The organism is Sphaerisporangium fuscum, from assembly GCF_018531465.1.
GTDB classification, from domain to species: Bacteria; Actinomycetota; Actinomycetes; order Streptosporangiales; family Streptosporangiaceae; genus Sphaerisporangium; species Sphaerisporangium fuscum.
In genome coordinates this window covers 159,726-178,436 of sequence record NZ_JAHDTF010000004.1, presented here as the reverse complement: position 1 = coordinate 178,436, position 18,711 = coordinate 159,726, and the positions used below count along the sequence as shown (strand labels likewise).

Genomic DNA, 18,711 nt, shown 5'->3' with positions numbered 1-18,711 from the left:
TCCACCCCCTGACCTGTTGTCGCCATCACTGCCAAAAGAACCAATGACGGCCCCTGTGTCCCAGCGAATGTCATGTCTGATTCAGTGCCGATTCGGCAGCGGTGACAGGCAGGTGGACGACGATGTGCTTGCCGCCGCCCGGCGTCGGCTCGACGGTGTGGCGGCCGCCTGCTTCTTCGGTCAGGAGCATGACCATGCGGAGTCCCCGCCCGCCGTCGCCGTAAGGAGTGGCCAGGGCCCGGGGCAGGCGGGGGTGGGTGTCGTGGACGGCGACGGTCAGCCAGTGGGCGTCGGCGGCCAGCATGACGGTCGCGGTGGGTGACTCGGCGGCGGCGTGCTCGGCGACGTTGGCCACCAGCTCGGTCACGATCAGGCTCGCGGTGTACGCCAGGTCGCCGCCGATCCCCCAGGCGGCGAGGACCTTCCTCGTCTCGTGTCTGGCTACGGGCACCTGGTCGACGGTGGACAGCACCGTGAAGGCATGAGTTACACGCTGACCGGAAGGCATGGATTTCCCTTCTCCTCGCCGCGCCCGCCGTCGTCGGCGGCCGGCTGCCAGGGTCCGGGACGAAGGCCTTAAGTCGAACATCGAAACGTCATCGACCGATCACGTCGAGTTATGACAGATTGGCATCGCGGGGCGGGTCCGGCCGGTCGTACGGTGGCGCGCCTGGCCGCGTGCGCGAAGGGGTGACGTTCATGGGTGGGTGTGAGCGGTTGTGCCCGGTCTGCCGCCGGACGCGGCTGAGCCGCTACAACCGTGATCCGGTCTGCGCGCCGTGCCTGCGGGCGAGCCGGGGCGAGCGTCCCGCCGCGCCGTCCTGGCTGTGGGACAGCATGCCGATGCGCGAGGCGCTGGCCGCAGGCGATCTACCCGCCTTCGTGGCGATCGTCCGGGCCGCCATCGGACTCAGCCAGTTGGAACTGGCCAGCCTGGTCGGCTGGTCGCAGAGCACGGTGAACCGGATCGAAAGCGGCGAACGCGACACCCTGTACGACGTCCGCGAACTGCTCCGCTTCGCCGACGCGATCGACATGCCCCGCCACGCCCTCATGCCCCTGCTCCTCGGCACCCCACTGGCGATCACCGATGCCAAGGGCATAAATGGTGATATGGAGATGGATCGCCGGCACTTCACCGGAGTCCTGGCGGGCAGCTTGGCGGCGGGCATGGGCTGGGGCTCGCCCCACATCCCCCATCGGATCGACCCAGCCCATGTCAAACACTTGAAGGCGACCGTTGACCGTCTGCGAGTAGAGGATCAACGCACAGGTGGCGGTATGCTCCTCGCCCCCGCACTGCACCTCCTCAGCAGAGTTCGCCGCATGATCGACGAAGCGGACTACAACGAGACCATCGGACGCCAGCTCCTCACCATCGCGGGAGGGCTGAGCGCTGACACCGGGTGGTTCGCCTACGATTCCGGTGACCAGCGCCTGGCCCGGCATCTGTACGGGGAAGCCCGCGACTACGCCGACCAGGCAGGGGCACATGAGCTGCAGGTCCAGGTGGGGTCTCTTCTCGCGATGCAGGCGGCGCGACTTGGCCGGCATCAGCAGGGCCGCGCCCGGGAAGCCCTGCGCTTCGTGGCGGTGGCGAAGGAAGCGGCACGGCACTGGGCGACGCCACGGGTGTACACCCTGCTGGCTCTTCGAGAGACCTCGGCCCATGCCAGCCTCGGGGATGAGAGCGCCTCCCGAAGCTCGATGGCGGCCGCCTGGCGGGCGTTCGAGCGTGGTCCACGCGAGGACGACCCTCCGTGGGTGGACTTCGTGAGCGAGGCGGAGCTGCTGAGCTTCGAGGGACGTACCGCGATGGCGGTGGGCAGACCCACCGCCGCAGTAGACCTCTACCAGCGATCGGTCGCCAGGTGGGAGAGCGACCGCAACCGCCTGTACGGACGAGCCTGCCTCGCCGGTGCGCTGCTCGCGAGCGGAGCCAGGACCGATGCCCTCGCCGAAGGGCTGGAGTTGCTCCCCCATGTGGGCGGTTCCAGGCGGACGCTGCAGGAGCTGGCGCCCCTACGTGAGGCCGCCGGAGAGTCGTCGGAGTTCGCCCAGAAGTACGACCGGCTGCTCGTGGCCTAGGGCCCTGCGCCCACTCCAGACCGAGGACTACCCTTTCGCCGATGGCCACCACGCGATCTTCGGATGCCCGCACGCGCACCGCGCGATCGCGTGGCCGCCTTCCCAGTCCGGCTAACGGAGGATGTGCCAGGTGTCCGAGGTCGACAACAAGGCGTTTCTGCAGGGGGTCTTCGCCGAGACCGCGAAGGGGAACGGACGGCCGTTCGTCGACGCGCTGGCCGACGACGTCCGCTGGACGATCATCGGGCGGACCGCGTGGTCGCGTACCTATGAGGGGAAGCGCGCGGTGCTGGACGACCTGCTCCGCCCGCTCGGGGAGCAGCTCGGCGGCCGTAACGTCGTCAGCGCCGAGCGCTTCGTCGCCGACGGTGACGTGGTCGTCGTCGAAGCCCGCAATCACAGCGTCACGAGCTCCGGGCACGACTACCCGAACCGTTACTGCTGGATCTTCGTGATGCGCGACGGCAGGATCGCCGAGATCACCGAGTACACCGACACCCAGTTGATCACCGAGGTGCTCACCCCACCTCCGGCCACGTCGTCACACCCTGCCGGCTGACCGACGGCCCGCCCTGCTCCCGGCGCTCTGGAGCCATTCAAAAGGAGGCACTATTCAACGAACCGCCGTCCACGGTGTCCGGCCGGGCGACGTTCGCCGGGGTCACGATGGCGCGGGCTCCTGGTCGGTGTGCGCGGCGTCGTAGGTGGCGTGGGCCCGAGCTATGTCGGCACTGCGCCGCTTGGCCCAGTCGACCAGCGCGAAGAGCGTTTCGCACAGCTCGAGCGCCATCTCTGTGCAGGTGTACTCGACCTTGGGGGGAACCGTCGGATAGACGGTCCGCACAAGCAGGCCCTCGCGTTCGAGCTTGCGCAGGTTCAAAGTCAGCATCCGGCGGCTGATGCCCGTGATGCCGCGCTCCAGTTCGCTGAAGCGCACCGGGCCCTTCGCGGCGGCGATCAGGATGCCGATCGCCCACTTACCCGCGACACGGTCGAGGACCTCGCTCACCGAACAGGCGGGGTTCTCCTGCTGGTCCGTCACACGGCTGTAACTGCGTGACAAAAAAGTGCCTCCTTCCAGATCAGGCCATGGTTACAGAAGATGTCCCCTGTAACAAAACTGCACTTGAGAGAGGGGATATCCATGTCCGCTCAGGCGGTTTCGCCGCCCGTCGGCCGCGCGTCCCGGCGGATGGCCCTGGCGACCATCTGCGCCGGCCAGCTGATGGTGATCTTGGACGGGACGATCGTGAACGTGGCGCTGCCGTCCATCCAGCGGAGCCTGGACTTCTCGCAGTCGGGGCTCGGCTGGGTCGTCAACGCCTACCTGATCCCGTTCGGCGGGTTGCTTCTGCTCTGTGGCCGGATGGGAGATCTTCTCGGTCGAAAGCAGATGTTCGTCACAGGCCTGGGCGTCTTCACGGTGGCGTCCCTGCTGTGCGGCCTGGCACGGGATCCGATGATGCTGCTGGTCGCCCGCTTTCTGCAGGGGGTAGGCGGTGCGGCGACGTCGTCGGTCACCCTCGCCATGGTCGTGACCATGTTCGCCGAGCCGCGCGCTCGGGCCGGGGCGCTCGGCGTCTACAGCTTCGTTCAGTCGGCTGGTGGCACCCTTGGCCTGCTTTTGGGCGGTGTGCTGACGCAGACCATCAGCTGGCACTGGATCTTCTTCGTCAACGCGCCCATTGGCGTGATGGCCATGGTGGCGGCCGTCCGCGTCCTCCGCGCGGAGCGCGGGACCGGCCTCGGTGCCGGCATGGACGCACTCGGCGCCGCGCTCGTCACCGCGGCGCTTCTGGTCGCCGTCTACACCATCGTGGGGATCACCGACCGCGGCTGGGATTCCGCCCACACCCTGGGCTTCGGCCTTGGCGCCTTGGTGCTGCTGGCCGCTTTCGTCGTCCGGCAGGCCAAGGCGGCCGATCCCCTTCTCCCACCCCGGATGTTCAGAGTCCGCAACGTCCCCGGAGCGCTGGCCACGCACACCCTCATGATCTCCGGCATGTTCAGCTTCCAGTTCCTCGCCGTGCTCTACATGCAGAAGGTTCTCGGCTTGGACGAGGTGCGGACCGGTGCGGGTGTAGTTCCCGTCTCGCTGCTGATCGGCCTGATGTCACTGTTGGTAGCGCCTCGACTGATCGCCCGATTCGGTGCTCGCACCGTCCTGCTCGTCGCCCTCACGCTGATCGCGCTTGGCTTGGGCGTGCTCGGCCAGATCTCAGCCGACGGCACCTATGCCACAGATGTCCTGCCCGCGACGTTCCCGCTCGGCGTCGGGTTCGGTTTGGCCATGCCGTCCCTAGCCGGATTGGCCATGTCAGGCGCGGCACCACGCGACTCAGGTCTCGCCTCGGGCATGTTCAACACGATGCAGCAGGTGGGCAGTTCCCTCGGATTGGCGATCCTGAGCACGCTGGCCGCCTCGCACACCGACAACCTGTTCGCCCATGGCGCCACCCAGGCCACCGCGTTGACGGGCGGCTACCAACTCGCCTTCCGGGTCGGCGCGTGTTTCGTACTGGCCGCCATCGTGGTGGCCGCCGCCGTGGTCCGCACCCCGCGAGAATCCGCCGACGGACCGGCACCACGTCCGATCAGCCCGCAGCCGGCGGAGAAGGACACCACCTCGGCGTGACCCCGACGCCGACCTGGACGTCGCGCTATACCTGCTCTACGGCCCGCTGCACTACCGTCTGCTCTACGACCTGGGCATGCCGGACGCCAACGAACTCGACGTCCTCATCAGGCGTGCCCTATATGCGATGAATCAGCCCGATCCGCCCCCTGCGGCCGAACTGAGGTCGTAGTACTACGACTGTCCGCGGGATAGACGGTCGGCGCGGCGAATGGGTTCCGGGAGGCGGAACTTCGGGGTCAGTCCGAGGACGTGGCGGCAGGCCTCGTCCAGGCCGACGCGGTGCCCCTGCGAGACGAAGACCGGCTTGACCCCGGTCTGCGTGCGCAGGCTCCTGCCGACGACCTCGCCGCCGTCGACGATCGGCGACCAGGAGCCGCGCTCGGTCCCCGGTACCTCGTACGTGCCGACGAAGGCCGTCTTCCCCACCCCGAGGGTGGGCAGATCGGTCAGCACGCCCAGGTGACAGGCCAGGCCGAACCGGCGCGGGTGCGCCAGCCCGTACCCGTCGCAGACCAGCAGGTCCGGAGTGACCGTGAGCTTCTCCAGCGCCTCGACCAGCGCGGGCAGCTCACGGAAGGCGAACAGCCCCGGCACGTACGGGAACCGCACCGGCCGGGAGACGACGACCTGCTCGGCGACCTCCAGCGTCCGGGCGTCCAGGACGACCACCGCCGCCGTCACCTGGTCGTCCCCCGCTGAGTACGCCACGTCCAGCCCCGCGACCAGCTCCACGTTCTCCGGGCCGGGATCGTCGAGCACGACGAGGGGGCGGAGCCGCTCCTGGATCGCCTCCGCCTCCGGGATCGCGGCGGGCCAGTCATGGAGTCTGCGGACGCGCACCTCCGGAGGATAACAACGCCCCGCCGGTGGGCCGGGTCGCGGATCGACGGCGCGCAACCGGACGGACGCGGCTGGGGTTCACAGCCCGTATGTGTACGCGGCTTGAGCCCTTTCGCGCGAAGGAAGGTCATGGATCGTAAGAGATGGATGCTGGCGGCGCTGCTGACCGGGCAGTTCATGGTGAACATCGACGTGGCGATCGTCAACGTCGCGGGACCGGCGATCCGGGACGGTCTGCGGACCTCTGGCGGTGAGCTGCAATTCGTGATCTCCGGCTACACCCTCGCCTACGCGATGCTGCTGATCACCGGTGCGCGGCTGGGCGACACCCGGGGCTACAAGCGGATGTTCCTGCTGGGCCTCGCCGGGTTCACCCTCGCCTCGCTCGCCTGCGGGGTGGCCCCCGCCGCCACGGCGCTGATCATCGCACGGGTGGTCCAGGGCGCGGCGGGAGCGGTCATGGTGCCGCAGGTGCTGTCGGGCATTCAGCTCCACTTCTCGGGCGCGGCGCGGGCCCGCGCGCAGGGACTGCTCGTGCTGACCATGTCCGGTGGCGCCGTGGCGGGACAGGTCTTCGGCGGTGTCCTGGTCTCGGCGAACCTCCTCGGCCTGACCTGGCGGCCGATCTTCCTGATCAACGTGCCGGTCGGCGTCGCGCTGCTGGTGATCGGGCTCCGCTGCCTGCCCGCGGATCAGCCGTCCCGAGGCAGGAGGCTCGACCTCGGCGGCGTCGTCGCGCTGTCGGCCGCCGTACTGCTCGCGATCGTCCCGCTGGTCGCCGGCCGCGAGGCGGGCTGGCCCGTCTGGACGTGGGTGTCCCTGGCGGCGAGCGTGCCCATGATGGCGACGTTCGTGCTGTGGCAGCGGCGGGTCGCGTCGCGGGGCGGCTACCCGCTGCTCAACCTGCACGTGGTCGCCCGGCCCATGGTCTCCTGGACACTCGGCGCGCTCGCCGCGGCGACCGGCACCTACTTCGCGATGCTGTTCGTCCTGGCGCTCTACCTGCAGCAGGGACTCGGCAGGAGCCCGCTGTACTCGGGGCTGGCCCTGGTGTCGTGGGTGGCGGCGTTCGGCATCGCCGGACCGCTGCTGCCGCGCCTCCCGGCGCCCGTCGCCCGCCACGCCGCGACCGCCGCCTACGTCATCCTGGCGGCGGCCTATCTGGGCATCGGCATCTCGCACGCGAGCGGGGCGCCGCTCGTCGCCCTGCTCGGGGCCGGCGGCTTCGGGCTCGGCACCGGTTTCGCCGCGCAACTCGGACGGCTCACCTCCGGCCTGCCGGCCGCGTACGCGCCCGACGTCAGCGGGCTGGTCAACACCACCTCACAGTTGTCGGGCGTCGTGGGTGTGGCGGTGTTCGGCACGCTGTATCTCGGCCTCGCCGATCGGCCCGCCAGCGCCTTCGCCGTCGTCATGAGCGCCTTCGGCGTCACTTCCCTGGTCGCCGCCGTCATGACGTACGCGGCGGGGCGGAGGGCCGCGCCGGCCACCGGCTCTCCCGGCGCGGCCCTCCTTCACGCCGACGTCACCAGTCCTGGCCGGCACACCCTGCACGGCCGGTAGCCGGCCGCCCGCGCCTCGCCGAGGCTGCGGAACCCCCGCTGGTGCGCCGTGGTGATCCGCCGCGCGTTGTGGCAGGTCGGGAAGCAGACGATCCCCGTGGTGTCGCTGCCCAGGAAGTACACCCCGTCACGGGCCAGGTCTCTGACCCAGCCGAGGTGGACGCCCTCGGCCGAGAGCAGCGCCAGCTTGACCGTGGCCCCGAGGACGTGGTCCCCGGCTTCTCCGTCGGAGCGGACGACCCGGTGGCATGGCAGGAGCACCGGCACGGGGTTGTCGGCGAGCGCGGCGGCGACCTCGTGCGCGGCCGTCGGCCGGCCGACCAGCCGGGCGAGCCAGCCGTACGGCCTGACCTGCCCCTTCGGGATCGCCAGCGTGGCCAGCAGCACCTCCCGCTGGAACTCGCCGGTTCCGCCCAGGTCGAAGCGCAGCCCGGCCGCCCGTCCGGACCGCAGAGCTGGCAGCAGCCCCGCCGGAGGGCGGTCGGCGTACAGCAGCGGGCGGCCGAAACGCTCCCGGAACCCGGCGGCGAAGCCTTCCTCCTCCGCCGGGCGGACGTAGGCGATGCCCTCCTCGGTGAAGGCGACCGACAGCCGGCCGATGGGGCCGCTCACCTCCACCCGGCGGGCGGCGACCCGGTCCAGCAGGCCGGGCGGGGCGTCGGTGGCAAGCGCCGCGAGCCCGGCGAGCAGCGGGTCGTCCTCTTCGAAATCCCTCATCGGGCACCTCCCTGCAGATCGGTGAGCGCGCGCAGTCGCCGCAGCCCACGGAAGATGTGGGACTTGACGGTTCCCTCCGGCAGGGCGAGCACCGAGGCGATCTCGGCGACGGGCAGGTCGACGACATGACGCAGCACGACGGCCGCACGCTGCTCCTCCGGCAGCAGGCCGAGCATCCGGGCCAGCTCGCAGCCCGTCTCGCGGCGCGCGGTCACCTCCTCGACGCCTTCGCCGGGGTCCGATGCCTCCGGGGGCCGGTCGGTGAGAGCGGGCCGAGGCTGCCGCGCGTCGTCACGCAGCTTGTTGCGCCACAGATTCATCAGGATCGTCATCAGCCACGGACGCGGCCGTAGCGCGGTGATGCGATCGTGATCGTAGGCGCACAACGCCCGGAACGCGCGGAGGAACGCCTCGGCCGTGAGATCCTCGGCGTCCTGCCACCGCCCCGACAGCCGTAGCGCCGCCGAGAACACCTGTCCCCGGTAGGCGCCGAACAACTCGGCGAAGCCGCTGTCGAGGTCGTCGGCCAGTGCCTTCACCACCGGATCGGCGGCCGCCGGCAGCCCCTCGTCGCGAATGTTCATGCCCCTCACGCCCTGCCAACCCCGCCGGGACGCCTCCGGTTGCACCCCGGTGGCACTTTTCCGGCAGTCTGTCGGATCTCTCCGGCGGGCCGGGTAACTCTGCGCCTTACCTGTCGCGTAATCGACGCCACCCCCTGCACCCTGACAGGCTCTTTCACGTCAGACCACGTGAGATCCCCCTGAGGAGAGCGACCGATGTTCTTCGAGACCGCCGATGGAACCCGCCTCGCCTACGAGGACTACGGTCAGGGCCGGCCCATCGTCTTCGTGTCCAGCTGCATGCTCAGCACCGACATGTGGGAGTACCAGATCCCTTTCTTCGTCGAGCGGGGTTACCGGTGCATCGCGCTGGACCGTCGTGGCCACGGGCGTTCGGACCGCCCCTCCGGCGGATACGACATGGACACCACCACCGATGACCTGGCCGCGCTGATCGAGCACCTGGACCTGCGGGACGCCATCCTCGTCGGCCACTCCATGGGCGGCGCGGAGGTGGCCCGCTACCTGGCCCGCCACGGTGAGGAGCGTGTCGACCGGGCGGTGTTCATCTCGGCGATGCTCCCGTTCCTGAAGCTGACCGACGACAACCCCAGCGGCGTGCCCGAGGCCCTGTTCGACACCATGATCGCGCGCATCCGCTCCGACCGGCCCAAGTGGCTCTCCGACCAGGCACAGGTGTTCTTCGCCACGCACCTGGGTCCGGCGGTGTCCCCCGCTCTCATCGACTGGATGATCCGCGAGTGCGAGGCCACCTCGCCGTGGGCGGTGCTGCACTTCCAGCAGGCCATATTCCACGCCGACCACCGCGCGGAACTGCGCGGTATCACCATCCCCACCCTGGTCGTCCACGGCGCCGCGGACTTCTCCGCACCGGTGGACGTGACCGGGCGCCGTACCGCCGAGCTCATCCCGGGCACGGTGTACAAGGAGTACCCCACCGCCGGACACGGCATCTTCGTCAGCCACCAGGACGAGCTGAACACCGACCTGCTGGAGTTCATCAAGAGCTGAGGCCGCCTCGGAGGCGGCCCGGGCCCCCTCTCCCGGCTCAGCGGCCGGTGAAGTCGGGCTTGGTCTTCTCGGTGAAGGCGCGCAGGCCGGTGTGGGTGTCCTCGGTGGCGAACAGGGCCGAGAAGTGGAGGCGTTCGATCTCCAGGCCGGTGGTGAGGTCGACCTCCAGGCCGTGGTCGATGGCCTGCTTCGCGGCGCGCAGGGCGAGGGTGGGGCCGCCGGCGAAGCGTTCGGCCAGGGCGACGGCCTCGGTGTGGACGTCGGCGTCGGGGACCACCTTGTCGACCAGGCCGATGGCGAGGGCCTCCTCGGCGTCCACGTGGCGGCCGGTGAAGATGAGGTCCTTGGCCCTGGCGGGGCCGATCAGGCGGGGCAGGCGCTGGGTGCCGCCCGCGCCGGGGATGAGGCCGAGCGCGATCTCCGGCTGGCCCAGCTTGGCGCCGGCCCCGGCGACGCGGAAGTCGGCGCAGAGCGCCAGCTCGCATCCGCCGCCCAGGGCGTATCCGGTGATCGCGGCGACGACCGGCTTGCCGATCTTGGCGACGGCGGTGAAGCACGCCTGGAGATCGGCCGAGTGTGCCGACATGTCGGCATAACCCATATCGGCCATCTCCTTGATGTCGACCCCGGCGGCGAACGACCGCTCGCCTCCGTAGATCACGACGGCGTGGACGTCCGGGTCGGCGTCGATCCGGCGCGCGCACTCGCCGAGCTCGGTCTGCATCTGGCGGTTGAGGGCGTTCATCTTCGGCCGGTCCAGCCTGATGGTCGCGACCCGGCCGCTGACCTCGATGCGTACGAACTCCGCCATGCTGTCCTCCTCGGTGGCCTGTGACCCGCGGCATGCCGCAGCACCACCATACGGGCGTACGCGATCACCGAGACCAGGCAGTCCCCCGGTGACCTCGTCGGCCACCGCCTCGCGTGCCGCCTGCCCTGCACGACCAGGGCGGCGTACGGCCGCGGAAGGCCGGTACGCCGGGCCGGGGCTCCGTTTCCGGTACGTCCCCGGCCCGGCGCTCGACTAGCGGAGGGTGCCGTTGGTCATGCCGACCGGCTCCTCCGGCAGCGCGATCAGCCCGAGCTCGGCCGGGGAGCTCATCAGCGGGTGCGAGGGCACGACCCGGACGGTGTACCCGAAGGCGCCGGTGCGGTCGAGCGGCACGACCCCGGTGCAGGTCACCTTGCCGTCGTCACCGGCCGAGCCCGCCGACAGGTCGATGTAGGACGGCCCGAGCAGCTCGTCGTGCACGCCGACCTTGCCGTACGCCGCCTGGACGCTGACGTCGTCCGGGGACAGCTCGCCGAGGGCGATCGTCGCGCGCACCTGGATCGACGCCCCGAGCTCCGGAGTGTCGCCGATGCCCGACGCCTCGATGTGCTCGACCCGCACCCCCGGCCAGGCCCGGCTGACCCGCAGCTTCCACGCGGCGAACTCGCGCGCCTTGGCGAGGTCGCCCTTGGTGAGCTCGCGGGCCGACTGGGCGGCCGGCTCGTACAGGTCGACGACGTAGTCGCGCAGCATGCGCCCGGCGAGGACCTTGGGGCCGAGCGAGCTGAGGGTGTGCTTGACCATGTCGAGCCAGCGCCGGGGGTAGGAGCCGCCCGCCAGGTCGTAGAAGCGGTCGGCCACCTCGCGCTCGATCAGGTCGTACAGCGCGGCGGCCTCCAGGTCGTCACGGCGGTCGGGGTCCTCGACGCCGTCCGCCGTGGGGATCGCCCAGCCGTTCCCGCCGTCGTACCACTCGTCCCACCAGCCGTCCCTGATCGACAGGTTGAGGCCGCCGTTGAGCGCGGCCTTCATGCCGGAGGTGCCGCAGGCCTCGAGCGGGCGCAGCGGGTTGTTCATCCACACGTCGCAGCCCTGCACCATGAGCTGCCCGAGGGCCATGTCGTAGTCGGGCAGGAAGACGATGCGGTGGCGGACGTCCTCCTGGTCGGCGAACCTCACGATCTGCTGAATGAGCTTCTTGCCGCCCTCGTCCGCCGGGTGCGCCTTGCCCGCGATCACGATCTGGATCGGCCGCTGCGGGTCGAGCAGCAGGGACTTCAGCCGCTCGGGGTCCTTCAGCATGAGGGTCAGCCGCTTGTAGGAGGGGACGCGGCGGGCGAAGCCCATGGTCAGGATGTTCGGGTCGAGGGCCTCGTCGATCCAGCCGAGCTCGGCGGTGGAGGCGCCGCGGGCCCGCCAGGACGTGCGCAGCCGGTCGCGGGCCGCCTCGACGAGCCGGCCGCGCAGCTTGCCGCGGATCTCCCAGATCTCCTCGTCGGAGAGCTTCTGCACGCTCTCCCAGCCCTGGGCCTCCTCGATCAGCGTGGGCAGCTCCTTGCCCGCGAGCTCCATCACCTCGCGCGCGACCCAGGTCGGCGCGTGGACGCCGTTGGTGATCGACCCGATCGGGACGTCGTCGAGGTCGAAGCCCGGCCACAGCCCCTGGAACATCTCGCGGCTGACCTTGCCGTGCAGCTCAGAGACGCCGTTGACCCGCTGGGCCAGGCGCATGCCCATGACCGCCATGTTGAACACGGACTCCTCGGGCTTGGAGTCGGGCGACGGGGGCTCGGCGCCGAGCGCCAGGATGCGTTCCACGGGGACGGTCGGCCAGGCGTTGTCGCCGCCGAACTGTTTCTCGATCATCTCGGCCGGGAAGCGGTCGATGCCCGCCGGCACCGGGGTGTGGGTGGTGAAGACGGTGCCGGCCCGGACGGCCTCCAGCGCCTCGTCGAACGACAGCCGGTGCTCGGTGAGCTCGCGGATGCGCTCCAGGCCCAGGAACCCGGCGTGGCCCTCGTTGGTGTGGAAGACCTCGGGCTCGGGGTGGCCGGTGATGCGGGAGTACGCCCTGATGGCGCGCACGCCGCCGATGCCGAGCAGCAGCTCCTGCATGAGGCGGTGGTCGGTGCCGCCGCCGTAGAGCCGGTCGGTGACGTCGCGCGCGGCGTTGTCGTTGTCGGCGACGTCGGAGTCGAGCAGCAGCAGGGGGACGCGGCCGACCTGGGCGACCCAGATCTGCGCGTGGAGGGAACGGCCGCCCGGCAGCGGGATGGCGATGCGCGCGGGCCTGCCGTCGGCCTCCTTGAGGAGGCTGAGGGGCAGGCCGCCGGGGTCGAGGCTGGGATAGTGCTCCTGCTGCCACCCCTCGGCGGACAGCGACTGGCTGAAGTAGCCGTGGCGATAGAGCAGCCCCACCCCGAGGATGGGCACGCCGAGATCGCTCGCGGCCTTCAGGTGGTCGCCGGCCAGGATGCCCAGGCCGCCGGAGTACTGCGGGAGAGCGGCGGCGATGCCGTACTCGGGCGAGAAGTAGCCGATCGCGGCCGGCGCGTCGGGGAGGGTTTGGTACCACCTCGGCGCGGTCATGTACTCCCGCAAGTCGTCCGCGGCGTCGGCAAGCCTGCGGAGGAACCTGCGATCACGAGCCAGCTCGGCGAGCCGGTCGGCCTCCACCGCTCCGAGCAGCGCGACCGGGTCGTGCCCGACTCGTTCCCACGTGTCGGGATCCACTTCGGCGAACAGGTCCATGGTCTCCGGGTGCCAGGACCAGCGCAGATTGTGCACGAGCTCGCCGAGGGCGGCAAGCTCCACGGGAAGGACGGTACGGACGGTGAACCTGCGGATTGCTCTCACGGGGCCAGACCCTAGTTACTCAGCGCCGCGAAGCGCGACCGAAACACTCTTGTGCGCTTGCCTGATCTCATGCGTTTCGCTCTCACCACTAGCGAACCGCCTCAAACCTCACTAAAGCCGACGACCTGCTGTGATCACAACTTGATCATGGTGGACTTGACCGAGTCTCGAGCGACTACCCCTAAGTTCTCTCAAGCAGGCTTGAAGAGGGACTATGGGGGCAGTGGCATAGAAGAACCGCACACCGCACCTTCAGCCTCAAGACTGTTAAACGTCACCTCTGGGGGTGAAGATGACCATGCCCGGACATAGCCACGGCACCACCCAGAACCGACGTGAAAGCAAAGATCCATCCTTGCCCGCACAATCTCCGGCGGCGCCCGGTGCGTCGTCGCTACCTTGAGACACGATGATCGGACGCATCCCAATACAGGAAATCCACCCTGTTGTCGAGTGCGGGCAGTGGCCCGCGAAGGCGGCGGCTGGCGAGACCTTCGAGATCAGCGCCACCGTGTTCCGCGAGGGACACGACGCGGTGGCGGCCGGGGTCGTGCTGACCGGCCCAGGCGGCGCGCGCGGCCCCCTTCTGCTCATGCGGGAGCAGGTGCCCGGCACCGATCGCTGGTCCGTCGAGGTCACGCTGCCCACGGAAGGCGAGTGGCACTTCCGCGTCGAGGCCTGGAGCGACCCCATCGCCACCTGGCTGCACGACGCCGGGATCAAGATCCCTCGTGACATAGACACCGATCTGATGTGCGTGGAGGGCGCGCGGTTGTTCGAGCGCGCCGCCAAGGGCGTACGGCAGGCCGGCTGCGAGGAGTGCACCCACCGCGCGGCGTTGCAGGACGTCGCCGAGCGGCTGCGCGACGACGACCTCGACCCACGGGCGAGGCTGGCGGTGGCGCAACTGCCGGAGACGGCACGGGCGCTCGAGGCCCACCCGCTGCGCGAGCTGGTGACGCGCGGCCCGAGGCACCGCATCCGGGTCGACCGGCGGCGGGCGCTGTTCAGCTCCTGGTACGAGCTGTTCCCCCGCTCGGAGGGCGCGGTCGTCGAGGAGGGCGCCGTCCCCAAGTCCGGCACCTTCCGCACCGCCGCCGAGCGGCTGCCCGCCGTGGCCGGCATGGGCTTCGACGTGGTGTACCTGCCGCCGATCCACCCGATCGGCCAGACCTTCCGCAAGGGGCGCAACAACACCCTGCACCCCGAGCCGTACGACCCGGGGTCCCCCTGGGCGATCGGCTCGGAGGAGGGCGGGCACGACGCCGTCCACCCCGACCTCGGCACGATCGAGGACTTCGACGTCTTCGTGCGGCGGGCGCGTGAACTGGGGCTGGAGGTCGCGCTCGACCTGGCCCTGCAGTGCTCCCCCGACCATCCCTGGGTCAAGGAGCACCCGGAGTGGTTCACGATCAGGGCCGACGGCTCGATCGCCTACGCCGAGAACCCTCCCAAGAAGTACCAGGACATCTACCCGCTGAACTTCGACAAGGACCCCGAGGGCATCTACGCCGAGGTTCTGCGGGTCGTGCGGCACTGGGTCGAGCACGGCGTGCGCATCTTCCGGGTGGACAACCCGCACACCAAGCCGGTGGGCTTCTGGGAGCGGCTGCTGGCCGAGGTCAAGGCCGAGGACCCGGACGTGATCTTCCTGTCGGAGGCGTTCACCCGGCCCCCGATGCTGCGCGGGCTGGCCAAGATCGGGTTCGACCAGTCGTACACCTACTTCACGTGGAAGAACTCCCGCAGCGACCTCGAAGGCTACCTGAACGAGCTTTCCCACGAGACTTCGCACTACCTGCGACCGAATCTTTTTGTCAATACTCCCGACATTCTTCACGAATACCTGCAGAACGGCGGCCTGCCGGCGTTCAAGATCAGGGCGGTGCTGGCGGCGCTGGCGTCACCGTCGTGGGGTGTGTACGCGGGCTACGAACTCGGCGAGAACGTCCCGGTTCGCCCGGGAAGCGAGGAATATCTCAACAGCGAGAAATACGAGTACAGACCTCGCGATTGGGCCGGGGCGGAACGCGATGGCCGCAGCCTGGCGCCTTTCATCACGAGACTGAATTTGTTCCGAAGAGCCCACCCCGCGGTCCAGGAACTGCGTAACCTACGGTTCCACGACATCGACCACCCGGACATGGTCTGCTTCTCGAAGCGGCTGCCCGGCGCCTACGACCCTTCCACACGACGGCATGGTGTAGGCGACGTGGTCCTGGTCGTCGTCAACCTCGATCCGCACAACACGCACGAGGCGACGGTCCGGTTGGACATGCCCGCCCTCGGCCTCGACTGGGGCGCGGAATTCGTGGTGGACGACGAGCTCTCGGGCGAGTCCTACCACTGGCGGGAAGCCAACTACGTACGTCTCGATCCGCACATCAACCCAGCCCACGTCCTCACAATGCGAACGCCGAGCCAGCCCTAGCGCGACGGCGAAAAGCGAGCACAAGCACAGCGGGGAGTCCACAGGTGAGCTTGACGCCTCAGCCCGTCCCGGACACGTTCACACACGAAACGCCACGTGACCCTTACTGGTACAAACGCGCCGTCTTCTACGAGGTCCTCATCCGGGGCTTCGCCGACTCCAACGGCGACGGCACCGGAGACATCCGTGGCCTCATCAGCAAACTGGACTATCTCCAGTGGCTGGGCGTCGACTGCCTGTGGCTCCTGCCGCTGTACGAATCACCGCTGAAAGACGGCGGCTACGACATTTCCGACTTTATGAAGATCCTCCCGGACTTCGGTGATCTGGGAGACTTCATCAAGCTGGTCGACGAGGCGCACAAGCGCGGCATGCGCGTCATCGCCGACCTGGTCATGAACCACACCAGCGACCAGCACCCGTGGTTCCAGGCCTCCCGCCACGACCCCACCGGCCCCTTCGGCGACTTCTACGTCTGGTCGGACGACGGCGAGCAGTACAACGACGCCCGCATCATCTTCATCGACACCGAGACCTCCAACTGGACCTACGATCCGGTCCGGGGGCAGTACTACTGGCACCGGTTCTTCCACCACCAGCCGGACCTCAACTACGAGAACCCGGCGGTTCAGGACGCCATGGTGGAGGTCCTGAACTTCTGGCTCGACCTGGGCATCGACGGCTTCCGCCTGGACGCGGTGCCCTATCTGTTCGAGCAGGAGGGCACCAACTGCGAGAACCTCCCGCAGACCCACGCCTACCTCAAGCGCATCCGCAAAGAGGTCGACCAGCTGTACCCCGACCGGGTGCTGCTCGCCGAGGCCAACCAGTGGCCGGCCGACGTCGTCGAGTACTTCGGCGACGCGGTCACCGGCGGCGACGAGTGCCACATGGCGTTCCACTTCCCGCTGATGCCGCGCATCTTCATGGCCGTGCGCCGCGAGACCCGCTACCCCATCTCCGAGATCATGGCGCAGACGCCCAAGATCCCCGAGAACTGCCAGTGGGGCATCTTCCTGCGCAACCACGACGAGCTGACGCTCGAGATGGTGACCGACGAAGAGCGCGACTACATGTACACCGAGTACGCCAAGGACCCGCGCATGCGGGCCAACGTCGGCATCCGGCGGCGTCTCGCCCCGCTGCTGGAGAACGACCGCAACCAAATCGAGCTGTTCACCGCCCTGCTCATGAGCCTGCCGGGCAGCCCGGTGCTGTACTACGGCGACGAGATCGGCATGGGCGACAACATCTGGCTCGGTGACCGCGACGGCGTGCGCACGCCGATGCAGTGGACCCCCGACCGCAACGCCGGCTTCTCCGACTGCGACCCCGGCCGCCTCTACCTGCCGGTGATCATGGACCCGATCTACGGCTACCAGGGCCTCAACGTCGAGTCACAGCAGAAGAACCCCGGCTCGCTCCTCCACTTCACCCGCAAGATGATCGAGATCCGCAAGCGGCACCCCGTCTTCGGTCTCGGCGAGTTCACCGAGCTCAACTCCTCCAACCCCAGCGTCCTGGCGTTCGTCCGCGAGCTCGGCGACGACCGGGTGCTGTGCGTCAACAACCTCTCCCGCTTCCCCCAGCCCGTGGAGCTGGATCTTCGGAGGTTCGAGGGCGTCACGCCCGTCGAATGCACAGGTGGAGTGCCATTCCCACCGATTGGCGAACTTCCGTATCTTTTGACGCTTCCTGGGCATGGGTTCTATTGGTTCACCCTTCCGCCCACGAGCGCAGCAGCCGAGGAGACGTGAGACATACTCTCGAAGAGCTACTTGCCGGCTGGATCACCTCACAGCGGTGGTTCGCCGGCAAGGGCCGCGCGATCACCGAACTGACCATAGAGACCATCACGCCCGTCCCACTTCGTGGTCCTGCAGAATCCTTCCACAGCGATGTGGCGGGATCCTCCGGGACCACGGACGGCACGGCGAGACCGTCAGGTGAGCACGACGTCACTTTGAGCCACCTGATCATAACGGTCCGCCAGGATACCCAGACCGACCGCTACCAGCTCCTGGTCGGCTTCCGTCCCGAGCTGCCGCAACGGCTGCGGCACGTCGCCATCGGGGAGACCGAGGACGGCTTCGCCTACGACGCCGTGCACGACGCCGAGGTCACCGGTGTCCTGCTGACGTCCATAGCGGAGGACGCCGAGCTCGGGCCGCTCCGCTTCCGCCACATACCGGGCACTCGCATCGACACCGCCCTGCGGAGCCTCGTCCTCGGCGCGGAGCAGTCGAACACGTCCCTGGTGTTCGGGGACGCCTACATCTGCAAGCTCTTCCGCAAGCTGGTCCCCGGCCTGAACCCGGAACTGGAGGTGGTCTGCGCGCTCGCCGAAAGGGGATCGCCCAATATCGCCAGGCCATACGGATGGATCGAGACCGAGGTCGCCGGCGAGAACACCACTCTCGCCTTCACCCAGGAGTTCCTGCCGACGGCGAGCGACGGCTGGGCCCTCGCGCTGACCAGTGTCCGCGACCTCTACGGCTCACTGCCGGGCATGACCGCCGCCGACGCCGGAGGCGACTTCGCCGCCGAATCGCACCGCCTCGGCGTGGCCACCGCCCACCTCCACAAGGAGATGGCGGCGGCCTTCCCGACGAGCACGATCGAGGCGACCGAGGTGAAGCGGATGGTGGAGGGCTTCCGGCGCCGCCTCGAAGGGGCCATCGCCGAGGTGCCGCAGCTGTCCGAGCACGCCAAGTCCGCCTACGACGCCTTCGACCAGCTCGCCGACATGGGCACTCCGGTCACCGTCCAGCGCGTCCACGGCGACTACCACCTGGGGCAGGTCATGCGCACGCCCGGCGAGTGGGTGGTGCTCGACTTCGAGGGCGAGCCGGGGCAGCCGCTCAGCGAGCGCCGCGCCCTCGACTCGCCGCTGCGGGACGTCGCGGGGATGCTCAGGTCGTTCGACTACGCGGCCCGTCACCTGCTGGCCGACCACCCGCAGGCCGGGAGTCTCCAGCGGAAGGCGGCCGAATGGGCCCAGCGCAACCGGGCGGCGTTCGTCGCCGGCTACTCGGCGGGCGGGGGTCGCATCCGCGGGGTGGACGCGGTGCTGCTGCGCGCCCTGGAGCTCAGCAAGGCGGCCTACGAGGTCGTCTACGAGTCCCGCAACCGCCCTTCCTGGCTCCCGATCCCGCTGGCCGCCTTCACCGAACCGGAACTCTGACAAGAGGGAAATCGGCGCCGCCGTGCGG

The 18,711-nt window shown here is 69.3% G+C and carries 15 protein-coding genes; 8 read left to right on the top strand and 7 right to left on the bottom strand.

Features of this window, described 5'->3' with window-relative positions:
* Window positions 1-70: 70 nt before the first annotated feature.
* Complete coding sequence (locus KIK05_RS05820; RefSeq protein WP_214409507.1) at window positions 71-508, bottom strand: ATP-binding protein; 438 nt, start codon at window positions 506-508, stop codon at window positions 71-73.
* A gap of 191 nt (window positions 509-699) precedes the next feature.
* Between KIK05_RS05820 and KIK05_RS05815 the strand changes: the two genes are divergently transcribed.
* Together KIK05_RS05815 and KIK05_RS05810 are read left to right on the top strand one after the other, a co-directional pair.
* Window positions 700-2,088, top strand: a complete 1,389-nt coding sequence (locus tag KIK05_RS05815) for a helix-turn-helix domain-containing protein (RefSeq protein ID WP_214409506.1) — start codon at window positions 700-702, stop codon at window positions 2,086-2,088.
* Window positions 2,089-2,218: 130 nt separating this feature from the next.
* Entirely contained in the window at window positions 2,219-2,647 is a 429-nt protein-coding gene (locus tag KIK05_RS05810; protein WP_214409505.1) for a nuclear transport factor 2 family protein, read from the top strand.
* Window positions 2,648-2,749: 102 nt separating this feature from the next.
* On the opposite strand, the gene KIK05_RS05805 is transcribed toward KIK05_RS05810, so the two are convergent.
* Window positions 2,750-3,151 carry a winged helix-turn-helix transcriptional regulator gene (locus tag KIK05_RS05805; RefSeq protein ID WP_250562304.1) on the bottom strand — a complete coding sequence of 134 codons (402 nt, stop codon included), beginning with the start codon at window positions 3,149-3,151 and terminating at the stop codon, window positions 2,750-2,752.
* A gap of 81 nt (window positions 3,152-3,232) precedes the next feature.
* Here KIK05_RS05805 and KIK05_RS05800 point away from each other — a divergent pair, with 81 nt between their 5' ends.
* A complete protein-coding gene (locus KIK05_RS05800) occupies window positions 3,233-4,723 on the top strand; it encodes an MFS transporter (protein WP_214409504.1) in 1,491 nt (496 codons plus the stop codon).
* 174 nt (window positions 4,724-4,897) lie between these two features.
* On the opposite strand, the gene nfi is transcribed toward KIK05_RS05800, so the two are convergent.
* Window positions 4,898-5,566 carry a deoxyribonuclease V gene (gene nfi, locus KIK05_RS05795; protein WP_214409503.1) on the bottom strand — a complete coding sequence of 223 codons (669 nt, stop codon included), beginning with the start codon at window positions 5,564-5,566 and terminating at the stop codon, window positions 4,898-4,900.
* Between the two features lie 129 nt (window positions 5,567-5,695).
* Here nfi and KIK05_RS05790 point away from each other — a divergent pair, with 129 nt between their 5' ends.
* Window positions 5,696-7,129: an MFS transporter gene (locus tag KIK05_RS05790; RefSeq protein ID WP_214409502.1), complete on the top strand. Its 1,434-nt coding sequence runs from the start codon at window positions 5,696-5,698 to the stop codon at window positions 7,127-7,129.
* On the opposite strand, the gene KIK05_RS05785 is transcribed toward KIK05_RS05790, so the two are convergent.
* On the bottom strand, window positions 7,081-7,845 hold the full coding sequence (locus tag KIK05_RS05785; protein WP_214409501.1) for a methylated-DNA--[protein]-cysteine S-methyltransferase: 765 nt from the start codon (window positions 7,843-7,845) through the stop codon (window positions 7,081-7,083). The genes KIK05_RS05790 and KIK05_RS05785 overlap by 49 nt on opposite strands.
* Window positions 7,842-8,429, bottom strand: a complete 588-nt coding sequence (locus KIK05_RS05780) for an RNA polymerase sigma factor (RefSeq protein ID WP_214409500.1) — start codon at window positions 8,427-8,429, stop codon at window positions 7,842-7,844. Before KIK05_RS05780 ends, KIK05_RS05785 begins: the two co-directional genes overlap by 4 nt.
* 195 nt (window positions 8,430-8,624) lie before the next feature.
* On the opposite strand from KIK05_RS05780, the gene KIK05_RS05775 reads away from it, so the two are divergent.
* Window positions 8,625-9,440: an alpha/beta fold hydrolase gene (locus KIK05_RS05775; protein ID WP_214409499.1), complete on the top strand. Its 816-nt coding sequence runs from the start codon at window positions 8,625-8,627 to the stop codon at window positions 9,438-9,440.
* A 37-nt stretch (window positions 9,441-9,477) separates the two neighbouring features.
* On the opposite strand, the gene KIK05_RS05770 is transcribed toward KIK05_RS05775, so the two are convergent.
* Window positions 9,478-10,251 carry an enoyl-CoA hydratase/isomerase family protein gene (locus tag KIK05_RS05770; protein WP_214409498.1) on the bottom strand — a complete coding sequence of 258 codons (774 nt, stop codon included), beginning with the start codon at window positions 10,249-10,251 and terminating at the stop codon, window positions 9,478-9,480.
* Window positions 10,252-10,464: 213 nt separating this feature from the next.
* Window positions 10,465-13,068, bottom strand: coding sequence for an alpha-glucan family phosphorylase (glgP, locus tag KIK05_RS05765; protein ID WP_214409497.1), 2,604 nt, complete (start codon window positions 13,066-13,068; stop codon window positions 10,465-10,467).
* Window positions 13,069-13,477: 409 nt separating this feature from the next.
* Between glgP and KIK05_RS05760 the strand changes: the two genes are divergently transcribed.
* From KIK05_RS05760 to KIK05_RS05750, 3 genes are read left to right on the top strand one after another with little or no spacing between them, the layout of a single operon-like run.
* A complete protein-coding gene (locus tag KIK05_RS05760) occupies window positions 13,478-15,499 on the top strand; it encodes an alpha-1,4-glucan--maltose-1-phosphate maltosyltransferase (RefSeq protein WP_214409496.1) in 2,022 nt (673 codons plus the stop codon).
* Window positions 15,500-15,543: 44 nt separating this feature from the next.
* Window positions 15,544-17,256, top strand: coding sequence for a maltose alpha-D-glucosyltransferase (treS, locus tag KIK05_RS05755; protein ID WP_214409495.1), 1,713 nt, complete (start codon window positions 15,544-15,546; stop codon window positions 17,254-17,256).
* Window positions 17,253-18,683: a maltokinase N-terminal cap-like domain-containing protein gene (locus tag KIK05_RS05750; protein WP_308249769.1), complete on the top strand. Its 1,431-nt coding sequence runs from the start codon at window positions 17,253-17,255 to the stop codon at window positions 18,681-18,683. Before treS ends, KIK05_RS05750 begins: the two co-directional genes overlap by 4 nt.
* Window positions 18,684-18,711: the final 28 nt, after the last annotated feature.